The 18,581-nt window shown below is 63.2% G+C and carries 18 protein-coding genes; 15 read left to right on the top strand and 3 right to left on the bottom strand.

The genetic code is table 11. From position 1 onward, the window contains the following. Positions 1 to 360 precede the first annotated feature (360 nt). Positions 361 to 2,385: a lytic transglycosylase domain-containing protein gene (locus ACODTY_RS12620; protein WP_488994604.1), complete on the bottom strand. Its 2,025-nt coding sequence runs from the start codon at positions 2,383 to 2,385 to the stop codon at positions 361 to 363. A 265-nt stretch (positions 2,386 to 2,650) separates the two neighbouring features. On the opposite strand from ACODTY_RS12620, the gene dapA reads away from it, so the two are divergent. Both dapA and smpB read left to right on the top strand, forming a co-directional pair. Next, positions 2,651 to 3,532 (top strand): 4-hydroxy-tetrahydrodipicolinate synthase, encoded by an 882-nt coding sequence (dapA, locus tag ACODTY_RS12615; protein ID WP_488994603.1) that lies wholly within the window; start codon positions 2,651 to 2,653, stop codon positions 3,530 to 3,532. Positions 3,533 to 3,557: 25 nt separating this feature from the next. After that, positions 3,558 to 4,037 carry an SsrA-binding protein SmpB gene (gene smpB, locus ACODTY_RS12610; RefSeq protein WP_488994602.1) on the top strand — a complete coding sequence of 160 codons (480 nt, stop codon included), beginning with the start codon at positions 3,558 to 3,560 and terminating at the stop codon, positions 4,035 to 4,037. Between the two features lie 167 nt (positions 4,038 to 4,204). Here the strand turns inward: smpB and ACODTY_RS12605 are convergent, their stop codons facing one another. After that, positions 4,205 to 4,855: a uracil-DNA glycosylase gene (locus tag ACODTY_RS12605; RefSeq protein WP_488994601.1), complete on the bottom strand. Its 651-nt coding sequence runs from the start codon at positions 4,853 to 4,855 to the stop codon at positions 4,205 to 4,207. A 10-nt stretch (positions 4,856 to 4,865) separates the two neighbouring features. Further along, entirely contained in the window at positions 4,866 to 5,450 is a 585-nt protein-coding gene (locus tag ACODTY_RS12600; protein WP_488994600.1) for a LabA-like NYN domain-containing protein, read from the bottom strand. A gap of 293 nt (positions 5,451 to 5,743) precedes the next feature. On the opposite strand from ACODTY_RS12600, the gene rpoZ reads away from it, so the two are divergent. From rpoZ to ACODTY_RS12535, 13 genes are all read left to right on the top strand, one after another. Then, positions 5,744 to 6,145: a DNA-directed RNA polymerase subunit omega gene (rpoZ, locus tag ACODTY_RS12595; protein WP_488994599.1), complete on the top strand. Its 402-nt coding sequence runs from the start codon at positions 5,744 to 5,746 to the stop codon at positions 6,143 to 6,145. A gap of 110 nt (positions 6,146 to 6,255) precedes the next feature. After that, complete coding sequence (locus ACODTY_RS12590; protein WP_488994598.1) at positions 6,256 to 8,499, top strand: RelA/SpoT family protein; 2,244 nt, start codon at positions 6,256 to 6,258, stop codon at positions 8,497 to 8,499. Between the two features lie 48 nt (positions 8,500 to 8,547). After that, positions 8,548 to 9,126 (top strand): orotate phosphoribosyltransferase, encoded by a 579-nt coding sequence (pyrE, locus tag ACODTY_RS12585; RefSeq protein WP_056235053.1) that lies wholly within the window; start codon positions 8,548 to 8,550, stop codon positions 9,124 to 9,126. A 17-nt stretch (positions 9,127 to 9,143) separates the two neighbouring features. Continuing rightward, the gene (locus tag ACODTY_RS12580) at positions 9,144 to 9,731 is read left to right on the top strand and encodes a DUF2062 domain-containing protein (protein WP_488994597.1); all 588 of its coding nucleotides are present in this window, start codon (positions 9,144 to 9,146) and stop codon (positions 9,729 to 9,731) included. Continuing rightward, positions 9,728 to 10,138 (top strand): holo-ACP synthase, encoded by a 411-nt coding sequence (acpS, locus tag ACODTY_RS12575; RefSeq protein WP_488994596.1) that lies wholly within the window; start codon positions 9,728 to 9,730, stop codon positions 10,136 to 10,138. The genes ACODTY_RS12580 and acpS overlap by 4 nt, the downstream gene beginning before the upstream one ends. 94 nt (positions 10,139 to 10,232) lie before the next feature. After that, positions 10,233 to 10,982 carry a signal peptidase I gene (gene lepB / locus ACODTY_RS12570; RefSeq protein ID WP_488994611.1) on the top strand — a complete coding sequence of 250 codons (750 nt, stop codon included), beginning with the start codon at positions 10,233 to 10,235 and terminating at the stop codon, positions 10,980 to 10,982. A 1-nt stretch (position 10,983) separates the two neighbouring features. Further along, positions 10,984 to 11,709 (top strand): ribonuclease III, encoded by a 726-nt coding sequence (rnc, locus tag ACODTY_RS12565; RefSeq protein WP_488994595.1) that lies wholly within the window; start codon positions 10,984 to 10,986, stop codon positions 11,707 to 11,709. Next, entirely contained in the window at positions 11,706 to 12,638 is a 933-nt protein-coding gene (era, locus tag ACODTY_RS12560; RefSeq protein WP_488994594.1) for a GTPase Era, read from the top strand. The genes rnc and era overlap by 4 nt, the downstream gene beginning before the upstream one ends. A gap of 119 nt (positions 12,639 to 12,757) precedes the next feature. Beyond that, positions 12,758 to 13,369 carry a carboxymuconolactone decarboxylase family protein gene (locus ACODTY_RS12555; RefSeq protein ID WP_488994593.1) on the top strand — a complete coding sequence of 204 codons (612 nt, stop codon included), beginning with the start codon at positions 12,758 to 12,760 and terminating at the stop codon, positions 13,367 to 13,369. Between the two features lie 107 nt (positions 13,370 to 13,476). Next, positions 13,477 to 14,238 (top strand): DNA repair protein RecO, encoded by a 762-nt coding sequence (recO, locus tag ACODTY_RS12550; protein ID WP_488994610.1) that lies wholly within the window; start codon positions 13,477 to 13,479, stop codon positions 14,236 to 14,238. A gap of 119 nt (positions 14,239 to 14,357) precedes the next feature. Continuing rightward, positions 14,358 to 17,087, top strand: a complete 2,730-nt coding sequence (locus ACODTY_RS12545; RefSeq protein WP_488994592.1) for a DUF2339 domain-containing protein — start codon at positions 14,358 to 14,360, stop codon at positions 17,085 to 17,087. 177 nt (positions 17,088 to 17,264) lie between these two features. Next, positions 17,265 to 17,783, top strand: a complete 519-nt coding sequence (locus ACODTY_RS12540; RefSeq protein WP_488994591.1) for a sigma-70 family RNA polymerase sigma factor — start codon at positions 17,265 to 17,267, stop codon at positions 17,781 to 17,783. Further along, complete coding sequence (locus ACODTY_RS12535; protein WP_488994590.1) at positions 17,780 to 18,574, top strand: anti-sigma factor family protein; 795 nt, start codon at positions 17,780 to 17,782, stop codon at positions 18,572 to 18,574. The genes ACODTY_RS12540 and ACODTY_RS12535 overlap by 4 nt, the downstream gene beginning before the upstream one ends. The last annotated feature ends 7 nt before the right edge of the window (positions 18,575 to 18,581 follow it).

The following is an 18,581-nucleotide window of genomic DNA, read 5'->3' as shown; positions in this document are numbered from 1 at the left end:
CTGTCGGATGCCCTCGGGTCCATTGGCGCCGAACCAATGGGGGGAGGTCACCGCCACCCTAACCGTTGCCCGGTGCGCAGCCGGTTCCCGCAAGAGCGATGGGACAGAGTATGAGGGAGACGGAGAAGACGTGGATAAGTGGGGCGAAGGTTTCCGCTGGGAGGCGTGACTTGTCCACTCGATCAGAATCTTCACAAGAACCACACCCCCTCTGGCCTGCCGGCCATCTCCCCTTCAGGTGGGGAGATCACCTGGTTACCATGCTTTCATCCGGTATTGAGGACGCAGAGGTGGCTGTGACCTTGAAGCTGCCGATCTCCCCACCTGAGGGGGAGATGGTCGGCAGGCCAGAGGGGGGTGCTACCTGCGGCCGTGGACGAGGTCGCCGGCGATGTCGAATGAGCCCGAAAGCTGCATCTTGTAGACCTCGTAGTTCTCCATGACGCGCTGGACGTAGCTGCGCGTTTCGGCGAACGGAATCCGCTCGATCCAATCGACAACTTCGTCCAGTTTCTTGCCGCGAGGGTCGCCATAGCGCGCGATCCACTGCGTGGCCCGGCTGGGACCGGCATTGTAGCCGGCGAAGGTGAGCACGTAGGAGCCGTCGAAACGGCCAAGCTGTTCGCCGAGAAAAGCTGCGCCAAGCGTGGCGTTGTAACCGGCATCGGTGGTCAGCCGCATCGACGAGAACGGAACGCCCGCCTTCTTCGCCAACTGTTCGGCCGTCGAGGGCATAAGCTGGAGCAGGCCGCGCGCGCCGGCCCCGGATACGGCACCTACATTGAATTCGCTTTCCTGACGCGCGATGGCATAGGCAAGAGCCGTGCCGGAGCCGGAAATATCCGCCGTGGTCGGAATAACGCCGACGGGGTGCGACAAGGCCCCGACATCGATGCCACGTGCAGCCGCTGCTTTGCCGACCCTGAGCGCAAGGAAATGGTTGCCTTGGCTTTCCGCCATGCCGGCCAGAAGCGCCAGTTCGCCCGGACTGGACAATTGGCCGGCCAGATCGAGATAGAGCCTGTCGGCATAGCGTGGGTAGCCTGCCTCTTCGAGCCGCCGGATGGCGCTGACGGCCTCGCGCGCGGCAAAGTTCCGGCGGTCGGCGTCGCTGGGGGCAGGGTAGGCGATGTTGAGCGTCTGCCGGCCGATGCGCTCTCCGGCCAACTGGCCGTAGAAGGTGGTGCCATAGCTGGCCGCCTTGGCGAATTCTTGCCTTGCGTCTCCCGGCCCGCCAACTTCGGCGGCGCGGCCAAGCCAATAGTAGGCGCGCGAGCGCGTGATCGCGCCTTCGGCGAGATCGGCTATGCGGCGGAAATGCTTGGCCGCAAGGACCGGATCATTGAGGCCGCGCAGCGCGTACCAACCGGCGTGGAACTCGGCATCGGCGGCATTGGCGGCGCTTTCGGCGGCATGAACCTCGACCAGACGGTAGGCGGTTTTCATGTCGCCCTGATCGACCAGCTCGCGCGACAAAACGCGCCGTTCCAGCCACCACTGGTCGGGGTCGGCAAGGGCGGCGCGATCCGTCGGTGCCTTCATCATGGCCGCTGCCGCAGCCTTGAATTTATCCTGCCGCCTCAGATACCTGGCTTCGGCAAAGTAATAGCCTGCCGAACGCTGCTCTTGAGGCACCGCCTTGAGCAGGGCAGGCGTCTTCTTGTCGCCGCGCAAGGCGGCGGCCCACGCATCGGCCAATTGTTGCGCGCCGGCGAGAGCCGCCACGCGTTGCGCCGAATTTACCCGCTCGGCGTAGAACATGCGCTCCATGCGGTAGCGCTGGTCGGCTTGCGGGATAATCGCACCGAACTCGGCAAGGATGGCCGTTTCTTCCGCAGCTTCCAGCTTCTCGCTACGCCAGAAGGGGGAAAGCACGCTTGCTGCGGCCTTGGCGTTGCCGAGCGCAAGATAGGCGCGCGTGAGCAGGACGACGCCTTCACGCGTTTGCGGCTGGCTGCCGTTGAACGCCGCGACGACGGTGGCGGCATCCGGGTTCTCGCGATAAAGCGCACGCTCGCTGTTTCGGCGCAGCACCTCGGCACCGGGCCAATCCGGCAGCATGCGTGCGGTGGCCGCGATGTCGCCACTCGGCACGCCGCTGCCGCCATAGATGGCGATGGCCCAGGCAAGCACATGGCGATCGATCGAGTTGGCTGGAAGCTGGTCGCGTAGTGTCCGTGCACCGTCGATATCGCGGGCCGCAAGGGCGTCGAGGCCGCTCTTGAGCGGGGTGGTTTCGGCTGGTGGTGTGCCGTGATCTTCAAGGTCGGGAACGGAAATGCCCGCGGTCGATGCCTTGTCGACTGTGGTGCCGGTCGACAGCGAGGACAGCATGACGACGGCCGCGCCAAGCAATGCCAGTCGCAACGGGCGCGCACCGATCATGTATTTTGTCGATCTTGCGGTCATCTGCTTGGTTTGGCTTGCGCAGCTTTGCGGGCGTGGCGAAAGCCTACCGCCGGCATGTGAAGGGGCTGTAAACGATGGGCTTCGGCGGTGCTCAGTTACAGTGGTCTTTCCGGTCAACTGGCCTTATCAGCTTTTCTTGCCGCAGAACGGTGTCGAGACTATGGTGCGCCGCCGCGCTTTGAGCTAAAGGCGGCGCGAAGGAAACAGATGGGAACCAACGGGTTCCGTGGAGTAGGACAGAATGCTGAGAGGCTCGCTTACCGCGCTCGTGACACCGTTCGACAAGGACGGACGTTTCGACGAGAAAGCCTTTCGGGCATTGGTCGAATGGCAGATCGCAGAAGGCACGACCGGGCTCGTTCCGGTGGGCACGACCGGTGAATCACCGACGCTGTCGCATGACGAACATCGCCACGTGGTGAAGGTGTGCGTGGAAGTGGCCAAGGGAAGGGTGCCCGTGGTTGCCGGCGCCGGCTCCAACAACACGCAGGAAGCGATCGGGCTGGCGAAGTATGCCGAAAGCGTCGGCGCGGCGGCCGCACTTGTGGTGACGCCCTATTACAACAAGCCGACGCAACGCGGTCTCTACGAGCACTTCGCCGCCGTGGCGCGGGCGACCTCGCTGCCGATCGTGATCTACAATATCCCGCCGCGCTCGGTGATCGACATGAGCCCGGAGACGATGGGCCGCCTCGCCAACGACTTCAAGAACATCGTTGGCGTGAAGGACGCGACCGGCAAGATCGAGCGCGTTTCCGAACAGCGCGCGACCTGTGGCAAGGACTTCGTCCAGCTTTCGGGCGAGGATGCTTCGGCGCTCGGCTTCAACGCGCATGGCGGCATCGGTTGCATTTCGGTGACGTCCAATGTCGCGCCGCGCCTGTGCGCGGAGTTCCAGGAGGCCTCGCTCTCCGGCAATTCGGCCAAGGCGCTGGAATTGCAGGACAGGTTGTTGCCGCTGCACAAGGCGATCTTCCTCGATCCGGGCGTGGCCGGCGCGAAATACGGGCTTTCGCGGCTTGGCAAGATCGAAAATGTCGTGCGCTTGCCGCTGGTCACCGCCGAGAACTCGACGGAGCAGAAGATCGAAGCGGCCATGAAGCATGCCGGCTTGATAAACTGAGGTTGATGCGCCATCTGTGCGCATTATGAACCAGGTCAGAAAAGCCGATCCCAACAGCAAGGTCGCCGCGGAAAACCGCAAGGCGCGCTTCAACTATGAAGTTCTCGATACGCTCGAGACGGGCTTGGTGCTGAGCGGCACCGAGGTCAAGGCTTTGCGCGGCGGCCATGCCAACATCCAGGAATCCTACGCTTCTTTCGAGGGCGGCGAGATCTGGCTGATCAATTCGTACCTGCCGGAATATCTGCAGGCCAACCGCTTCAACCATGAACCGCGCCGGCGCAGGAAACTCCTGGTGTCGAAGCGCGAAATGGCGCGCCTGTCGCAAAGCATCGAGCGCGAAGGCATGACGCTGGTGCCGCTGAAGATTTACTTCAACGACCGGGGCAGGGCGAAGCTTCTGCTGGCGATCGCGCGCGGCAAGAAACTGCACGACAAGCGCGAGACCGAAAAGCAGCGCGACTGGAACCGCGAGAAGGGTCGCCTGCTGAAAGAGCGGGGATAGGATAGGGGCGTAGGGGAATAGGGCAGTAAGGCAATAAGGCAGTATGTTTTGTTCTGGCAAACCGGATCGTCATTGACATAAGGGCTGCGGACCAATTTCTCCTACTGCCCTACTGCCCTACTGCCCTACTGCCCTACTGCCCTACTGCCCTACTGCCCTGCCGGAATCTATTCCCCAAGAAATTCCGCTATATCATTGAAGACATTGACGAACATTTCTTCTGTCAGAACGCCGGTATTGGTGTTGTAGCGCGAGCAATGATAGCTGGAAAACAGTGTGACGTGGCCGAGTTGATGGCGGCCGCGATGCTTGAACGGATGTGCCGCGACGCGCCCGCCAAGCGCCCGCACGACCGATTGATGCGCGATGGAGCCGAGCGCCAGAACGGCGCTGAGATTGGGGAACCGATCGATGGTCGGGGTGAGAAACGTGCGGCAGGTGGAAATTTCAGGCCCCGTCGGCTTGTTTTGCGGCGGCACGCAGCGCACTGCGTTGACGATGGCCGTTCGGGAAAGCCGCAGGCTGTCGTCGGGCCGCGCCTCGAAGCGTCCGCTGGCAAGGCCGAATCGCAGCAGCGTCGAATAGAGCAGGTCGCCGGCGTAGTCCCCGGTGAAGGGGCGGCCGGTGCGGTTTGCGCCGCGCAGGCCGGGCGCCAGTCCGACGATAAGCAGGCGCACGGAGCCTTCACCTTCAGGCGGCAGGAAGGCAGGCACAGGCGCGTTGAACCACGCCGGTTCGCGCGCCCGCCATTCGGCGATGAAGTCGTGCAGGCGAGGGCAGAGCGCGCAGTCGCGGTCCGGTTCGGACAAGGCGGCCATGAACGCCGCCTCAGTAATCGTCGTCCTCGTCCTGTGACGTGGGTTCGGGCCTGCGCATCGGCCGTTCGTTGGGATCGCGCCCGACTTCGGTCTTTAGCGTCATGAGATCGATGAAGTGGTCGGCCTGGCGGCGCAGGTCGTCGGAGATCATCGGCGGCTGCGAGGCCATGGTGGAGACGATGGAAACCTTGCGTCCGCGCCGCTGCAGCGCCTCGACCAGCGTGCGGAAGTCGCCGTCGCCGGAGAAGATGACGTAGTGATCGACGACATCGGCGAGTTCGAGCGCATCGACGGTCAGTTCGATGTCCATGTTGCCCTTGATCTTGCGGCGCCCGGCGGCGTCGGTGAATTCCTTGGCCGGCTTGGTCACGACCTTGAAGCCGTTGTAGTCGAGCCAGTCGATCAGCGGGCGGATCGAGGAATATTCCTGATCTTCGACAAGGGCGGTGTAGTAGTAGGCGCGAAGCAGGTAGCCGCGCTTCTGGAAGCTGGACAACAGCTTGCGGTAGTCGATGTCGAAACCGAGCGAGCGGGAAGTTGCGTAAAGGTTGGCGCCGTCGATGAAGAGAGCAATCTTCTCCCGGGGGTCGAACATTGAAATATCCTTTGGCGAATATAGGCGGTGGTCAAATAATCCGGCGTGGGCGTCGATCCTAACAAGGATGCGACAAATCCTTGCCCATGCAGATCAACTCATCTTCCGAAATAACGTCAGCTTCGTGGCATTTTATCCGCCGCAATCGGCGTACAAGCGAATTTGATGAGGCCGGGTGCTTGCCTTTCAGCCCGCAATTGGGCGGGGTAGCCAAAATGCTTGTTTTTTTCGGGTAGCCGGGTTATGGACCGCGCCTGTTTTCCATCAAATCCTTCGCATGAAAGGGGCATCCAATGGCCCGCGTGACCGTTGAAGATTGCATTGACAAGGTCGACAACCGCTTTGAGCTGGTCCTTCTGGCCGGCCACCGCGCCCGTCAGATCAGCCAGGGCGCACAGATCACCGTTGCGCGCGACAACGACAAGAACCCGGTCGTCGCGCTGCGCGAAATCGCCGACGAGACGCTTTCGCCGGGCGATCTCAAGGAAGACCTGATCCACTCGCTGCAGAAGCATGTCGAGGTCGACGAGCCGGAGGCTCCCGAGAGCGACGCTATCGCCGATCAGACCGGCGCAGCCATTTCCGCCGATGCCGACGAGCCGGAAGAAAACATCACTTTCGACCGCATGACGGAAGAAGATCTGCTGGCCGGCATCGAAGGCCTGGTTCCGCCGGAAAAAAGCGACGATTACTGATCGTTTGCAAGGGTGCGGGCACTTCCGGTCCGCGATTTTCATAGCTATTTATGACATGCGCCGTACACGTTGCGGCGCATGTTTCATTTTAGCCGTGTGAGAGCCTGCCCATGATGCGTCAGTATGAGCTTGTCGAGCGCGTCCAGCGCTACAAGCCTGACGTCAACGAGGCGCTGCTCAACAAGGCCTACGTCTATGCCATGCAGAAGCACGGCCACCAGAAGCGGGCTTCCGGCGACCCCTATTTCTCGCATCCGCTCGAAGTGGCGGCGATCCTCACCGAGATGCACATGGACGAGGCGACGATTGCCGTCGCGCTTCTCCATGACACCATCGAGGACACCACGGCTACGCGCGCCGAGATCGACGAGTTGTTCGGTCCCGAGATGGGCAAGCTGGTCGAGGGGCTGACCAAGCTGAAAAAGCTCGACCTCGTGTCGAAGAAGGCCGAGCAGGCGGAAAATCTGCGCAAGCTTCTGCTGGCGATTTCCGAAGACGTGCGGGTGTTGTTGGTGAAGCTTGCCGACCGCCTGCACAACATGCGCACGCTTCACCATATGCGCGAGGACAAGCGCCTGCGCATCGCCGAGGAGACGATGGAAATCTATGCGCCGCTGGCCGGGCGCATGGGCATGCAGGGCATGCGCGAGGAACTGGAGGAGATCGCATTCCGCTACATCAACCCCGAGGCGCACCGCATGGTGACGGAGCGGCTGGCGGAGATGTTCGAGCGCAGCAAGGGCGTGCTCACCGAAATCGAGAAGTCGCTTTCGACCCTGTTCGAGAAATACGCGATCAAGGCCGATGTCACCAGCCGCCAGAAGAAGCCGTGGTCGGTGTTCCGCAAGATGGAAGCCAAGGCGCTGTCGTTCGAGCAGCTTTCCGACATTTTCGGCTTCCGCGTCGTGGTCGATACCGTGCCCGATTGCTACCGGGCGCTGGGTGCGATCCACACGACATGGTCGATGGTGCCGGGGCGCTTCAAGGACTACATCTCAACGCCCAAGCAGAACGACTACCGCTCGATCCACACCACCATCGTCGGACCGTCGCGCCAGCGCGTCGAATTGCAGATCCGCACGCAGGAAATGAACAAGGTGGCCGAGTACGGCGTTGCCGCGCACTCGATCTACAAGGATTTCGGTTCGAAAGAGGCGGGCGCCAAGCCAAACGGCGCGACCCACCAGATTTCGAAGGAAACCAATGCCTACGCATGGCTGCGGCGGACCATCGAGCAACTGGCGGAAGGCGACAATCCTGAGGACTTCCTCGAAAATACCAAGTTGGAGTTGTTCCAGGACCAGGTGTTCTGTTTCACGCCGAAGGGCATGCTGATTGCGCTGCCGCGCGGCGCGACGCCGATCGACTTTGCCTATGCCGTGCATACCGATGTCGGCGACAGTTGCGTCGGCGCCAAGGTCAACGGCCGCATCATGCCGCTGATGACCGAACTGAAGAATGGCGACGAGGTCGAGATCATCCGCTCCAAGGCGCAGGTGCCACCGGCTGCGTGGGAATCGATCGTGGTGACCGGCAAAGCCCGCTCGGCAATCCGCCGTGCGACGAAGAACGCCATCCGCAAGCAGTATTCCGGGTTGGGCATGCGCATTCTGGAACGCGCCTTCGAACGCACCGGCAAGAATTTCACCAAGGAAAGCCTGAAGCCGGTGCTGCACCGGCTGGCGCGCAAGGACATAGAGGACGTGCTTTCCGCCGTTGGCCGCGGCGAGCTTGCCTCCGCCGACGTGATCAAGGCGGTGTTCCCCGACTACAAGGACGAGCGCGTGACCGCGCCCGTGCCGAAGCAGAAGGAGGAAGGCTGGTCGCGTATCCGCAACGCCGCCGGCATGCTGTTCCAGATCCCGGGCCGCAGTTCGCGCCGTGGCAAGGACCAGCCGAAGGACGGCGCGGTGCCCATCCGCGGGGTGAGGGGCGACCTGCCGGTTCATTTTGCGCCCGAAGGCGCCGTCCCCGGCGACCGCATCGTCGGCATCGTGCAGCCCGGATCGGGAATTACCATCTATCCGATCCAGTCGCCGTCGCTGACCGCCTTCGACGACCAGCCCGAACGCTGGATCGATGTGCGCTGGGACATCGACGAAAACAACAAGGAGCGCTTTCCGGCGCGTGTCTCCGTTACCGCCATCAATGCGCCGGGATCGCTTGCAGATATCGCGCAGGTGATTGCATCCAACGACGCCAACATCCATACGCTGTCGATGGTGCGCACGGCTCCCGACTTCACCGAAATGCTGATCGACCTTGAAGTGTGGGACGTGAAGCACCTGAACAGGCTGCTGTCGCAGCTCAAGGAAAACTCGAGCGTGAGCGATGCGCGGCGCGTCAATGGCTGACCGCTGAAGCAAACGTCCGCAAGGCGACTGGAACTGGATAGGCAAGGCATGAATACCAATGAAGTGCTTGACGTTTTTCGCTCCGCAGGGGCCGTGCTGGAAGGGCACTTCATCCTGACTTCAGGCTTGAGGAGCCCGGTTTTCCTCCAGAAAGCCCGTGTGTTCATGCATGCCGACAAGACCGAGAAGCTATGCAAGGCGCTGGCCGCGAAGATCCGCGCGGCGGTTCCGGGCCGTATCGACTACGTTGTCGGTCCGGCGGTTGGCGGATTGATCCCGGCCTATGAGACCTCGCGCCACCTCGGTGTTCCTGCGATCTGGGTCGAGCGCGAACAGGGCGTTTTCAGGCTGCGGCGCTTCGAGATGGAGAAGGGCGCGCGCGTCGTTATCGTCGAGGATATCGTAACCACCGGCCTGTCGATCCGCGAGACAATCGAGTGCCTGCGCGACCTTGGCGCCGAGGTTGCGGCTGCGGCGTGCATCATCGACCGCTCCGCCGGCAAAACCGACGTTGGCGTGCCCTTGATTGCCCTCGCGGAATATGAAGTTCCGGCGTATCCTGCGGACAATCTGCCGCCGGAACTTGCCGCAATCCCGGCCGTTAAACCCGGCAGCCGCAATATCTGACGCTGAGTGCCTGTCGAATGCTTTTCAAGCGCAGGGAAACTGAGAGTTTTGGCCAGAAGGTGCGTATCTGGCTGTGGCCGCGCCGCTCGATCTCGCGATCGCTGCGCTATTTCGCCAAGCGGATATTGCGGCTGAAGGCGACCCCGCATGCCGTTGCCGCCGGCGTCGCGGCGGGCGTGTTTGCTTCGTTCTTTCCCATCGGCATCCACTTCGTCATCGCCGCAATCGTGTCCTGGCTGATTGCCGGAAACATGGTGGCGGCAGCGCTTGGCACGACGCTTGGCAATCCGCTGACCGTGCCGGTGCTGTGGGGTGCGTCCTACGAAACGGGCAAGCTGATCCTGCACGAGAACGCAGGCGGTCCGCCGGCGCATCTCGGCGCCATGCTGCACGACCTGAGTTTTGCCGAACTGTGGGACCCGATCCTGAAGCCGATGGCGATAGGCGCGGTTCCGCTCGGCCTTGCGGCCGGTCTCGTGGCCTATGGCATTACGCGCTGGGGCATGACGGTGTTTCGCGAGCAGCGGCGCAAGCGGCTGGCCGAGAGGGCAGGCGGGCATCCGGCTCTCGGAACGGGCGGCAAGATCGGTTCCGCCTCGCGATGATCATCGGCATCGGCAGCGATCTCATCGACATTCGACGGGTTGAAAAATCGCTGGAGCGCTATGGCGAGCGCTTCGTGCAGCGCATCTACACCGACGTCGAGCAGGCGCGTTCGGAGGGCAGGCGGCAGCGCGCCGCTTCCTATGCCAAGCGATTCGCCGCCAAGGAAGCCTGCGCCAAGGCGCTGGGGACCGGCATCTCGCAAGGTGTGTTCTGGCGCGACATGGGCGTCGTCAACCTGCCGAGCGGCAAGCCGACCATGGCCCTGACCGGCGGTGCGGCGAAACGGCTGGCGAAAATCCTGCCGGCGGGCCACGAGGCCGCGATCCACCTGACGATCACCGACGATTTCCCGCTGGCCCAGGCTTTCGTCATCATCGAGGCGCTGCCGGTCACGCAAACGCCATAGTGGCCCGTAAAGGCATAGTGATCCTGTGCGACCACCGCGACGTTGCCCCCAGCACGTTCAGCCCTTATAGAACCAACGCATGAACGAGGACGACATGAGCGTGGCTGACAAATCCGAGAAGAAATCCGGCGGGCTTGGCGAGACCGTCAGCGTCATCGTCCAGGCGCTGCTTCTGGCGCTGGTTATCCGCACGCTTCTTTTCCAGCCCTTTTCGATTCCCTCGGGATCGATGCGCCCGACGCTTCTGGAAGGCGACTACCTGTTCGTGACCAAGTGGGCCTACGGCTATTCGCGCTATTCGCTGCCTTTTTCGCCCAACCTGTTTTCCGGCCGCATCTGGGGCGGCGAGCCTGAGCGTGGCGATGTCGTGGTGTTCAAGTTCCCGCCGAACCCGTCCATCGACTACATCAAGCGGGTGATCGGCCTGCCGGGCGACAAGATCCAGATGAAGGGCGGGCAGCTTTTCATCAATGACGTGGCGGTGGCGCGCGAGAAGGTTGGCCAGATCGACAATGCCGACATCACGGAAGTCGCCCGCCCGGTCGACGTCTACCGCGAGACGCTGCCCAATGGGGTGAGCTACGACACGCTGGACTTGACCCAGAACGGCATCGGCGACGATACGCAGGTGTTCGAGGTGCCGGCCGACCACTATTTCATGATGGGCGACAACCGCGACAATTCCAGCGACAGCCGCTTCACCGTGGGCTTTGTGCCGAACGAGAACCTGGTTGGCCGCGCCAACATCATCTTCTTCTCGATTGCCGACGGGTCGAGCCCGCTCGAAATCTGGAAGTGGCCGACCGATATGCGTATCGGGCGCCTGTTCAACTTCATCCACTGAGATGGCGACGGCAAAACGGCTGACCGCTGACGCGCTGGCCGAAGCGCTGTACGAGCGGACCGGCCATGCCTTCCGCGACACTCAGCGCCTGCAACGCGCATTGACCCATGCCAGCGCCCGCAGCGCCCATGCCGGCATCGACTACGAGCGCTTCGAGTTCCTTGGCGATCGCGTGCTTGGGCTGATCGTGGCGGACATGCTTTTGGCGGCCTATCCGAACGCGGTTGAAGGCGAATTATCTTTGCGCCTCAATGCGTTGGTAAATGCCGAGGCGTTGTCGGAGATTGCCGAGGAGATCGGCCTGCCAGAACTGATCAGGGCGGGTTCCGACGTGCGCAACCTAGCCGAGCGCAAGCGCGTCAACCTGCGCGCCGATGCGCTGGAATCGCTCATCGCCGCGCTCTACCTGGATGGTGGGCTGGAGGTGGCGAGAAGCTTCATCCACCGCTACTGGATGCCGCGTTCCAGTGCCATGGCAACCGCCCGGCGCGACCCCAAGACGGAATTGCAGGAATGGGCGCACCAGGCCGCTGCCGACACGCCGGCCTACCAGATCGACAGCCGCGAGGGGCCGGACCACGATCCGGTCTTCACGGTTTCGGTGAAGGTGGGCAAGTTCGATCCGGCGCAAGGCAAGGGCCGTTCCAAGCGCGAGGCCGAGCAGGCCGCCGCGACGGCACTTCTGGTGCGCGAGGGTGTATGGTCGATTGAAGGGAGTGCCGCATGAGCGCCGATGAAGACATTCCGGCAGCAGGCGAAGCGCCCGCGACCCGGTCCGGTTTCGTGGCGCTGATCGGCGCGCCGAACGCCGGCAAGTCGACGCTGGTGAACCAGCTTGTCGGCACCAAGGTTTCCATCGTCACGCACAAGGTGCAGACGACGCGGGCGCTGGTGCGCGGCATCGCCACCCACGGCGCGACGCAGATCGTGTTCGTCGATACGCCGGGCATCTTCAAGCCGCGCCGCAGGCTGGATACGGCGATGGTCACCACCGCCTGGGGCGGGGCCAAGGATGCCGACGTCGTGCTGGTGCTGATCGATGCCGAGCGCGGCATCAAGGGCGATGCCGACGCCATTCTCGAGCGGCTGAAGGATGTGCGCCAGCCGATGGTGCTGATCCTCAACAAGGTCGACCGCGTGAAGCCCGAGGCGCTGTTGGCGCTTGCCAAGGTGGCGAACGAGCGCGTTCCCTTCCAGGGCACCTTCATGGTGTCGGCGCTGACCGGTTCCGGCTGCAACGACCTGCTCGACTATCTGGCGGAGAAGCTGCCGGCTGGCCCGTGGTACTACCCCGAGGACCAGATTTCCGACTTGCCGATGCGCCAGCTTGCGGCGGAAATCACCCGCGAGAAGCTTTATCTCAGGCTGCACCAGGAACTGCCTTACTCTTCCCATGTCGAGACGGAAAAGTGGGAGGAAAAGAAGGACGGCTCGGTGCGCATCGAGCAGGTGATCTATGTCGAGCGCGACAGCCAGAAGAAGATCGTGCTCGGCCACAAGGGCGAGACGATCCGCGCCATTGGCGAAGCCTCGCGCAAGGAGATCGGCGAAATCCTCGAACAGAAGGTGCATCTGTTCCTGTTCGTGAAGGTGCGCGAGAACTGGGGCAACGACCCTGAGCGGTATCGCGAGATGGGGCTGGATTTCCCGCACTAGACGTTCAGATGAGGCCGGCCTGCGAAAAGGCCGGCAGTCTTTCTTAGCCTCCAAGCTCGTTCCGCCCGAACCCGTTTTGCGCTATGCTCGGCAAGCTTGCTCAGATCGGGAGGTGCGTGATGACGTACATCAATACCGTGACCGAAAGCGACCCTGGTTCCAAGACAGCCCAGATGTATGCCAGAGCGCAGGCCGGCTATGGCTATCTGCCCAACATGGTGAAGGCGTTCAGCCACCGTCCGGAAGTCATGGAAGCCTGGAACGGTCTTCTTGCCAGCATAAAATCGGGCATGGATTTGCGCCGCTATGAACTCGTGACCATGGCCGCGGCGAAGGAACTGCGCAGTTCCTACTGCATGCTCGCCCACGGCAGCATCCTGCTCAATGGTCATTTCACCGCGCCGGAACTTCAGGCAGTCGTCGAGGATGTCGAAACCTCGCCGCTCAACGATACCGAGCGCGCCATCATGCGCTTTGCCGCCAAGGTGGTGCGTGACGCGACTTCGGTGAGCGCGGAAGATGTCGATGGATTGCGGCGGCGCGGCATGAGCGACGGCGAGATTTTCGACATCGTTGCAGCCGCTGCGGTGCGCTGCTTCTTCAGCAAGACGCTGGACGCATTGGGCGCGCAGCCCGACGGTGTCTATCACGAGATCGAACCGCATCTGAAACGGGCGCTGGTGGTTGGCCGCGATATAGACGCCGGCTGCGACCTCTCGCGCTCAGCATAGGAATTGAGGTCGCCCCGACCTGAATTCGAGAGGTCGAGTGGCAGGAGGTGCCAGACGGCCTGGCCGCTGCGCTTGATTTCGCCACCGAAGCCGTCAAAGCTCGCACAATGGAATGGCGTGACGAGGGAATCATACTTGGTCAGCGCAGGCATGGCGAATCGAGCGTCATCCTCGAAGTGATGACGCGCGCCCATGGCCGCCATCTCGGCCTCGTGCGCGGCGGTCGTTCGCGCAAGCAGCAGCCGGTGCTTCAGGCCGGCAACCGCATCGACCTGATCTGGCGCGCGCGGCTGGACGAGCATCTGGGCATCTATCAGGCCGAGGCGCTGGACATGAATGCGGCAAGGCTGATGGACAGCGCCGTTGCAGTTTACGGCCTGCAGGTGCTGGCTGCGCATCTGCGCCTTCTGCCCGAGCGTGACGCGCATCCGGGCCTCTATGAAACGCTGATGGTGATGATCGAGCATCTCGACGACGCCGATGCAGCCGGAGAACTGGTTGCGCGCTTCGAGCTTCTGGTGCTGGACAGCCTGGGTTTTGGCCTCGACCTCAGCGAGTGCGCGGCGACCGGCACGCGCGACGATCTGGCCTATGTCTCGCCGAAATCGGGCAGGGCGGTATCGCGCGCTGCAGGTGAACCGTGGCGCGACAAGATGCTGGCGCTGCCCTCCTTCCTTGAGCGCGGGGCGGGACGCCGTGCCGATCCGGCATCTTTGGAAGATGCGTTCAGGCTGACCGGCTTTTTCCTCACCCGCCACGTCTATGAGCCGCGCGGGATCGAGCAGCCGGACGCGCGCGCCGGCTTCCTGATGGCGCTGCGCAAGCATTTCACTGCGCGCACGGCGATTGCCGGAGAGACGGCAGCTTGAGCGCCGGATTGCCGAAAGCGGACCTTAAGCATAGCGCCAGCGATGGGTGGTATTCGGTTGCCAAAAGTGTTCGATGCCAATCTGGCCGTGTGCCTGGCAATGTGACGGTGTGAGGCTACATGTTCGAGATCGGCATCATCGCGATCATCGTGCTGTTCGTCATGACGACGCGGCAGCAGAAGCGCATCAAGCGCATCGAAAGCGATCTAGCTGCGGTGAGGGAAGCTCTGGCCGGCCACGCGCCTGTGGCCGCTGCGGCGGAACCGGTGGCCGTGGCGAAAGAACTTCCGAAGGATGCCGACCTGCCTGAAGGCGCGGTTGCGCAGGCTGCGGCAACCGACGTTGAACCCACGAGGGGCAAGGCTTCCGGACCGCCACCCCTTGACGAGGACAAGGCGGAGCCGGCCGTTGGGCCGTGGAGCAATGCCGCGCGAACGAGCGAAGGCGAAACTGAAAACGAACCTGTCGCGGCCGCATCGGTGCCGGAAGGCCGCCGGGATATCGAGACCGCGCTCGGCACGCGCTGGGCGGTCTGGGTCGGCGGCATTGCGCTGGCGCTCGGCGGTCTGTTTCTTGTGAAGTACACGATCGAAGCGGGTGTATTCGGCCCCGGCGTGCGGCTGACCATGGCTTCGATCCTCGGCATTGTCATGGCTGCAGGCGGCGAATTCATCCGCCGAACCGGTTTCAAGGTGCCGGTGCAGGGCGTTGCGGGGGCATATATCCCGGCGATCCTGACCGCAGCCGGCGCCTTCACCCTGTTCGGTGCGATCTATGCCGCGCACGGCGTCTATGGTTTCATCGGCCCCGGCCTTGCCTTCACCTTGCTGGGCATCATCGGCATCGCGACGATTGCGGCTGCACTTGTCCATGGACAAGCGCTGGCCGGCATCGGCCTGCTTGGCGCACTGGCGACACCGATTTTGGTATCCTCGCAATCGCCCAACGCCTGGGCGTTGTTCGGCTATCTGGCGATCGTGCTGGCGGCGACAGGGGCCATTGCGCGCATCCGGCGCTGGGCCTTCCTGATGACGGCGGCCTTCGTCGGCACTGGCCTGTGGACCTTGCTCTATATGGCCGAGACGCCGCAGATCGACTTTGCCGTGCTGATGTTCATCAGCGTGGTGACGCTGACCGTGCTTGCGTTCCTGTGGCTGACTGGCGATGACGATGAGGGCCGGATCAGCTGGCCGGCAGGGGCAGCGGCATTCTTTGTCGGCCTTTCCGCGCTCATCATCTTCAGCGCCGCTGATTTGGTTGCGCAAGGCGGGCCCGCCTGGGCGGCTGTCATCGTCATAGCCATGGTTGCGGCGGCGCTCTATAGGTCGCGCGCTGTCGCGCTGCTGCATGGCGCGGGCGTCGTTACGGCCTTGGCCTACGTTTTCCTGATGCCGCTCCAGTCGCTCTGGCTCGAGCTGTCGAACGGCTACCTCTCGGTCGATGGTATGACGGCCGTGGCCGCCAGCGGGCTCATGCCGCGCCTTGGCATTCCTCTTGGCCTGATCTTCGTCGGCACTGGCTTCTGGTCGGCGCACCGGCTGGCCGCGACGAACCCGAACCGAGCCGCGTCTTGGGCGTTCTGGGGCGTCACCGCTCCGCTCGTGATCCTGCTTTCGCTATGGATCGCCTTCGGCGACATCGACCGCGATTTGCTCCGTGCGCTCATGGCGTTGGCCTTGCTGATCGGCTTCACTGCCGGTGCGGAGTGGATTGCGCGCAACGAACAACCGCCTCTGACGGGAGGCCTTGCGGCGTCTTTCGCGCTGATTGGCGCAGGCGTTGCCGCGCTGTTGATGATCCATATGGCTTTTGGTTCAGGCATGACCACGGTGCTGCTGGGCGCTGCCGCAATCGTTCCTGCGCTCGCCACCCGTTGGCGAAGCTATCCGGTGCTGGGCTGGTTGTCGGCTGGCGCAGCGGTTGCCGTACTCGCCCGCGTCGCCTTCGATCCGACGATTGTCGGTGCCGAGTTCCTGTCACGCACGCCGGTGTTCAACTGGCTGCTGCCCGGTTACGGCGTGCCGGCACTGGCTTTCGGCTTTGCTGCCTGGCAATTGGTGCGCACGACGAACGGGCGGCCAAGGCTCATCATGGAGGCGATGGCGGCGCTGTTTGGGCTGTTGACGCTGGCAATGCTGGTGCGCCACGCCATGCATGGCGGCGTTATCGACGCTGGCGTGCCGACGCTGGCCGAGCAGGCGATCTACACGCTGATTGCTCTCGGTGCCGGCGCGATATTGGTGGCGCTCGACATGCGTTCGCCAAGCTCGGTGCTGCGTTATGGCTCGCTTGCCGCAGGCGTGGTGTCCGTGCTGTTCATTCTTGGCCAGCACTTCGCCGTGCTGAACCCACTGTTCACCGATGAATCGACCGGGCGCATTCCGGTGTTCAACCTGTTGTTCCTCGCATACCTGCTGCCCGCGATAGCGGCTGGCGCGCTGGCGCTCTATGCGCGCGACAAGCGGCCCTACTGGTATTCGGCCATGCTGGCGGCGGTGGCTGCCTTGCTTCTGTTCGCCTATGCGACGCTTTCGGTTCGGCGGCTGTTCAAGGGCGAGTTCATCGCGCTGTGGAGCGGCATGGAGCAGATCGAAACCTACAGCTACTCCGCATTGTGGCTGGTCATGGGCGTGGCCTTGCTGGCGGCCGGGGTGCGGTTGCGCTCGCAGGTGTTGCGCATTGCTTCCGCTGCCCTGATCGCCATAGCGGTGCTGAAAGTATTCCTGTTCGACATGTCGGAACTGGAAGGCGTGCTGCGCGCGCTGTCGTTCATCGGCCTGGGTGCGGTGCTGATCGGCATCGGCCTGTTCTACCAGCGGCTTTTGACGCGTGCCGCGAAGGTCGGTTGAGGCACTCCGGTAGTGCAAAACCTTGCATTTCGGGGTAGTTGGAATAAATCAGGCCCCTTGCACGTTTCCGTAGTGCTTGGGTGATCGAGGCGCTGGCACGCGCTGCAGACCGCTTGCATTGGAAGCGGTGCCGCAATTGGGCGGCTGGCGGAGAGGAGCACGTTTCGGCAAGCGGCTATGGATGGCAAGAAGGCAGCGATTCTTGGCGAAATCCCGCGTTTGCGCCGCTACGCGCGTGCCTTGCTGCGTGATCGCGATGCCGCCGAAGATCTGGTGCAGGACTGCCTGGAACGCGCGCTGACCCGTCTCGACAACTGGCAGACCGGAGAAAGCCCCCGGAGGTGGCTGTTTACGATCATGCATCATCTCTTCATCGACCAGATGCGCAAGGTTGATAGGCGCGGCGAGGCGGCGATGCTGTCGCTCGACACCGACGAGGCGCTGGCAGCGCCCGCCGAGCAACTGGAGACGGTTGCCTCGCGCGAGATCGTCAACGCGCTCCATGCCATCAGCCCGGAGCGGCGCGCGGCGCTGGTGATGGTGGCAATCGAGGGCTTTTCCTATGCCGAGGCCGCCAACATGCTGGGCGTTCCGGCCGGCACGCTGATGTCGCGCATTTCACGAGGCCGCGAGGAACTGAGGGGCCTGCTGGAAGACAGCGCGCGCCGCCGCACACTGAGGGTTGTCGAGAAATGACCCGGCGCGACTTTTCCGAACGTGACATCCACTTGGCGCTCGACAACGAGCTGCCGGGCGACGAACGCGCGGGCTACGAGGCTTGGCTCGAGGCCAATCCAGAAATGAAGGCGAGAAGCGCCCGCTACGCCAGCGACAACGAAGCCTTGCGCGCGGCATTTGCGGATGTTCTCGACGAGCCGGTTCCGGCGCGCCTGCAAAACATCGTCATAGGCGAAGCGGCGGCCAATTCGCCGGCTTCCCGCTCGAAATGGTGGTTTGCCGCTGCTGCGGTGCTGTTGCTCAGCCTTGGCGGGGCAGGCGGCTATTTCGCCGGCGCGATCGGGCTTGATGCAGAGACCGGCCCGGCTGACAGATTGGCGGAGGAAGCAATCGCCGCGCATGTGATCTATGCCGCCGAGAAGCGCCATGCCGTCGAAGTTCCGGCGAGCGACAAGGACCATATGCAGAGCTGGCTGTCCAACCGGGTCGGGCTGAAGTTGGTCGCGCCGGACCTGACCGAGGATGGTTTCGAGCTGGTCGGCGGCAGGCTGCTGCCCGCGTCGGGTTCCAGCAAGGCGGCGATGCTGCTCTATGAAGACGCCAGCGGCAACCGCATTTCGCTGTTCGTGACGTCGGAATCCGCCGCCAAGACGGCGGGCGTCTACAACGAGGAAAAGGATGGCCCGACCGCAGTCTACTGGCTGGACAGGGGCTATGGCTGCGCCGTTGTCGGCACGCTGCCCAACGACCGGTTGAACGAGGTTGCCAAGCGCGCCTACAAGCAGTTGGTTTCCTCCATCTGGTCGTGACCTGACG

The organism is Mesorhizobium sp. FG116, from assembly GCF_057809835.1.
The sequence above is the reverse complement of the archived record's forward strand: the minus strand, read 5'-3'. Positions and strand labels throughout refer to the sequence as shown.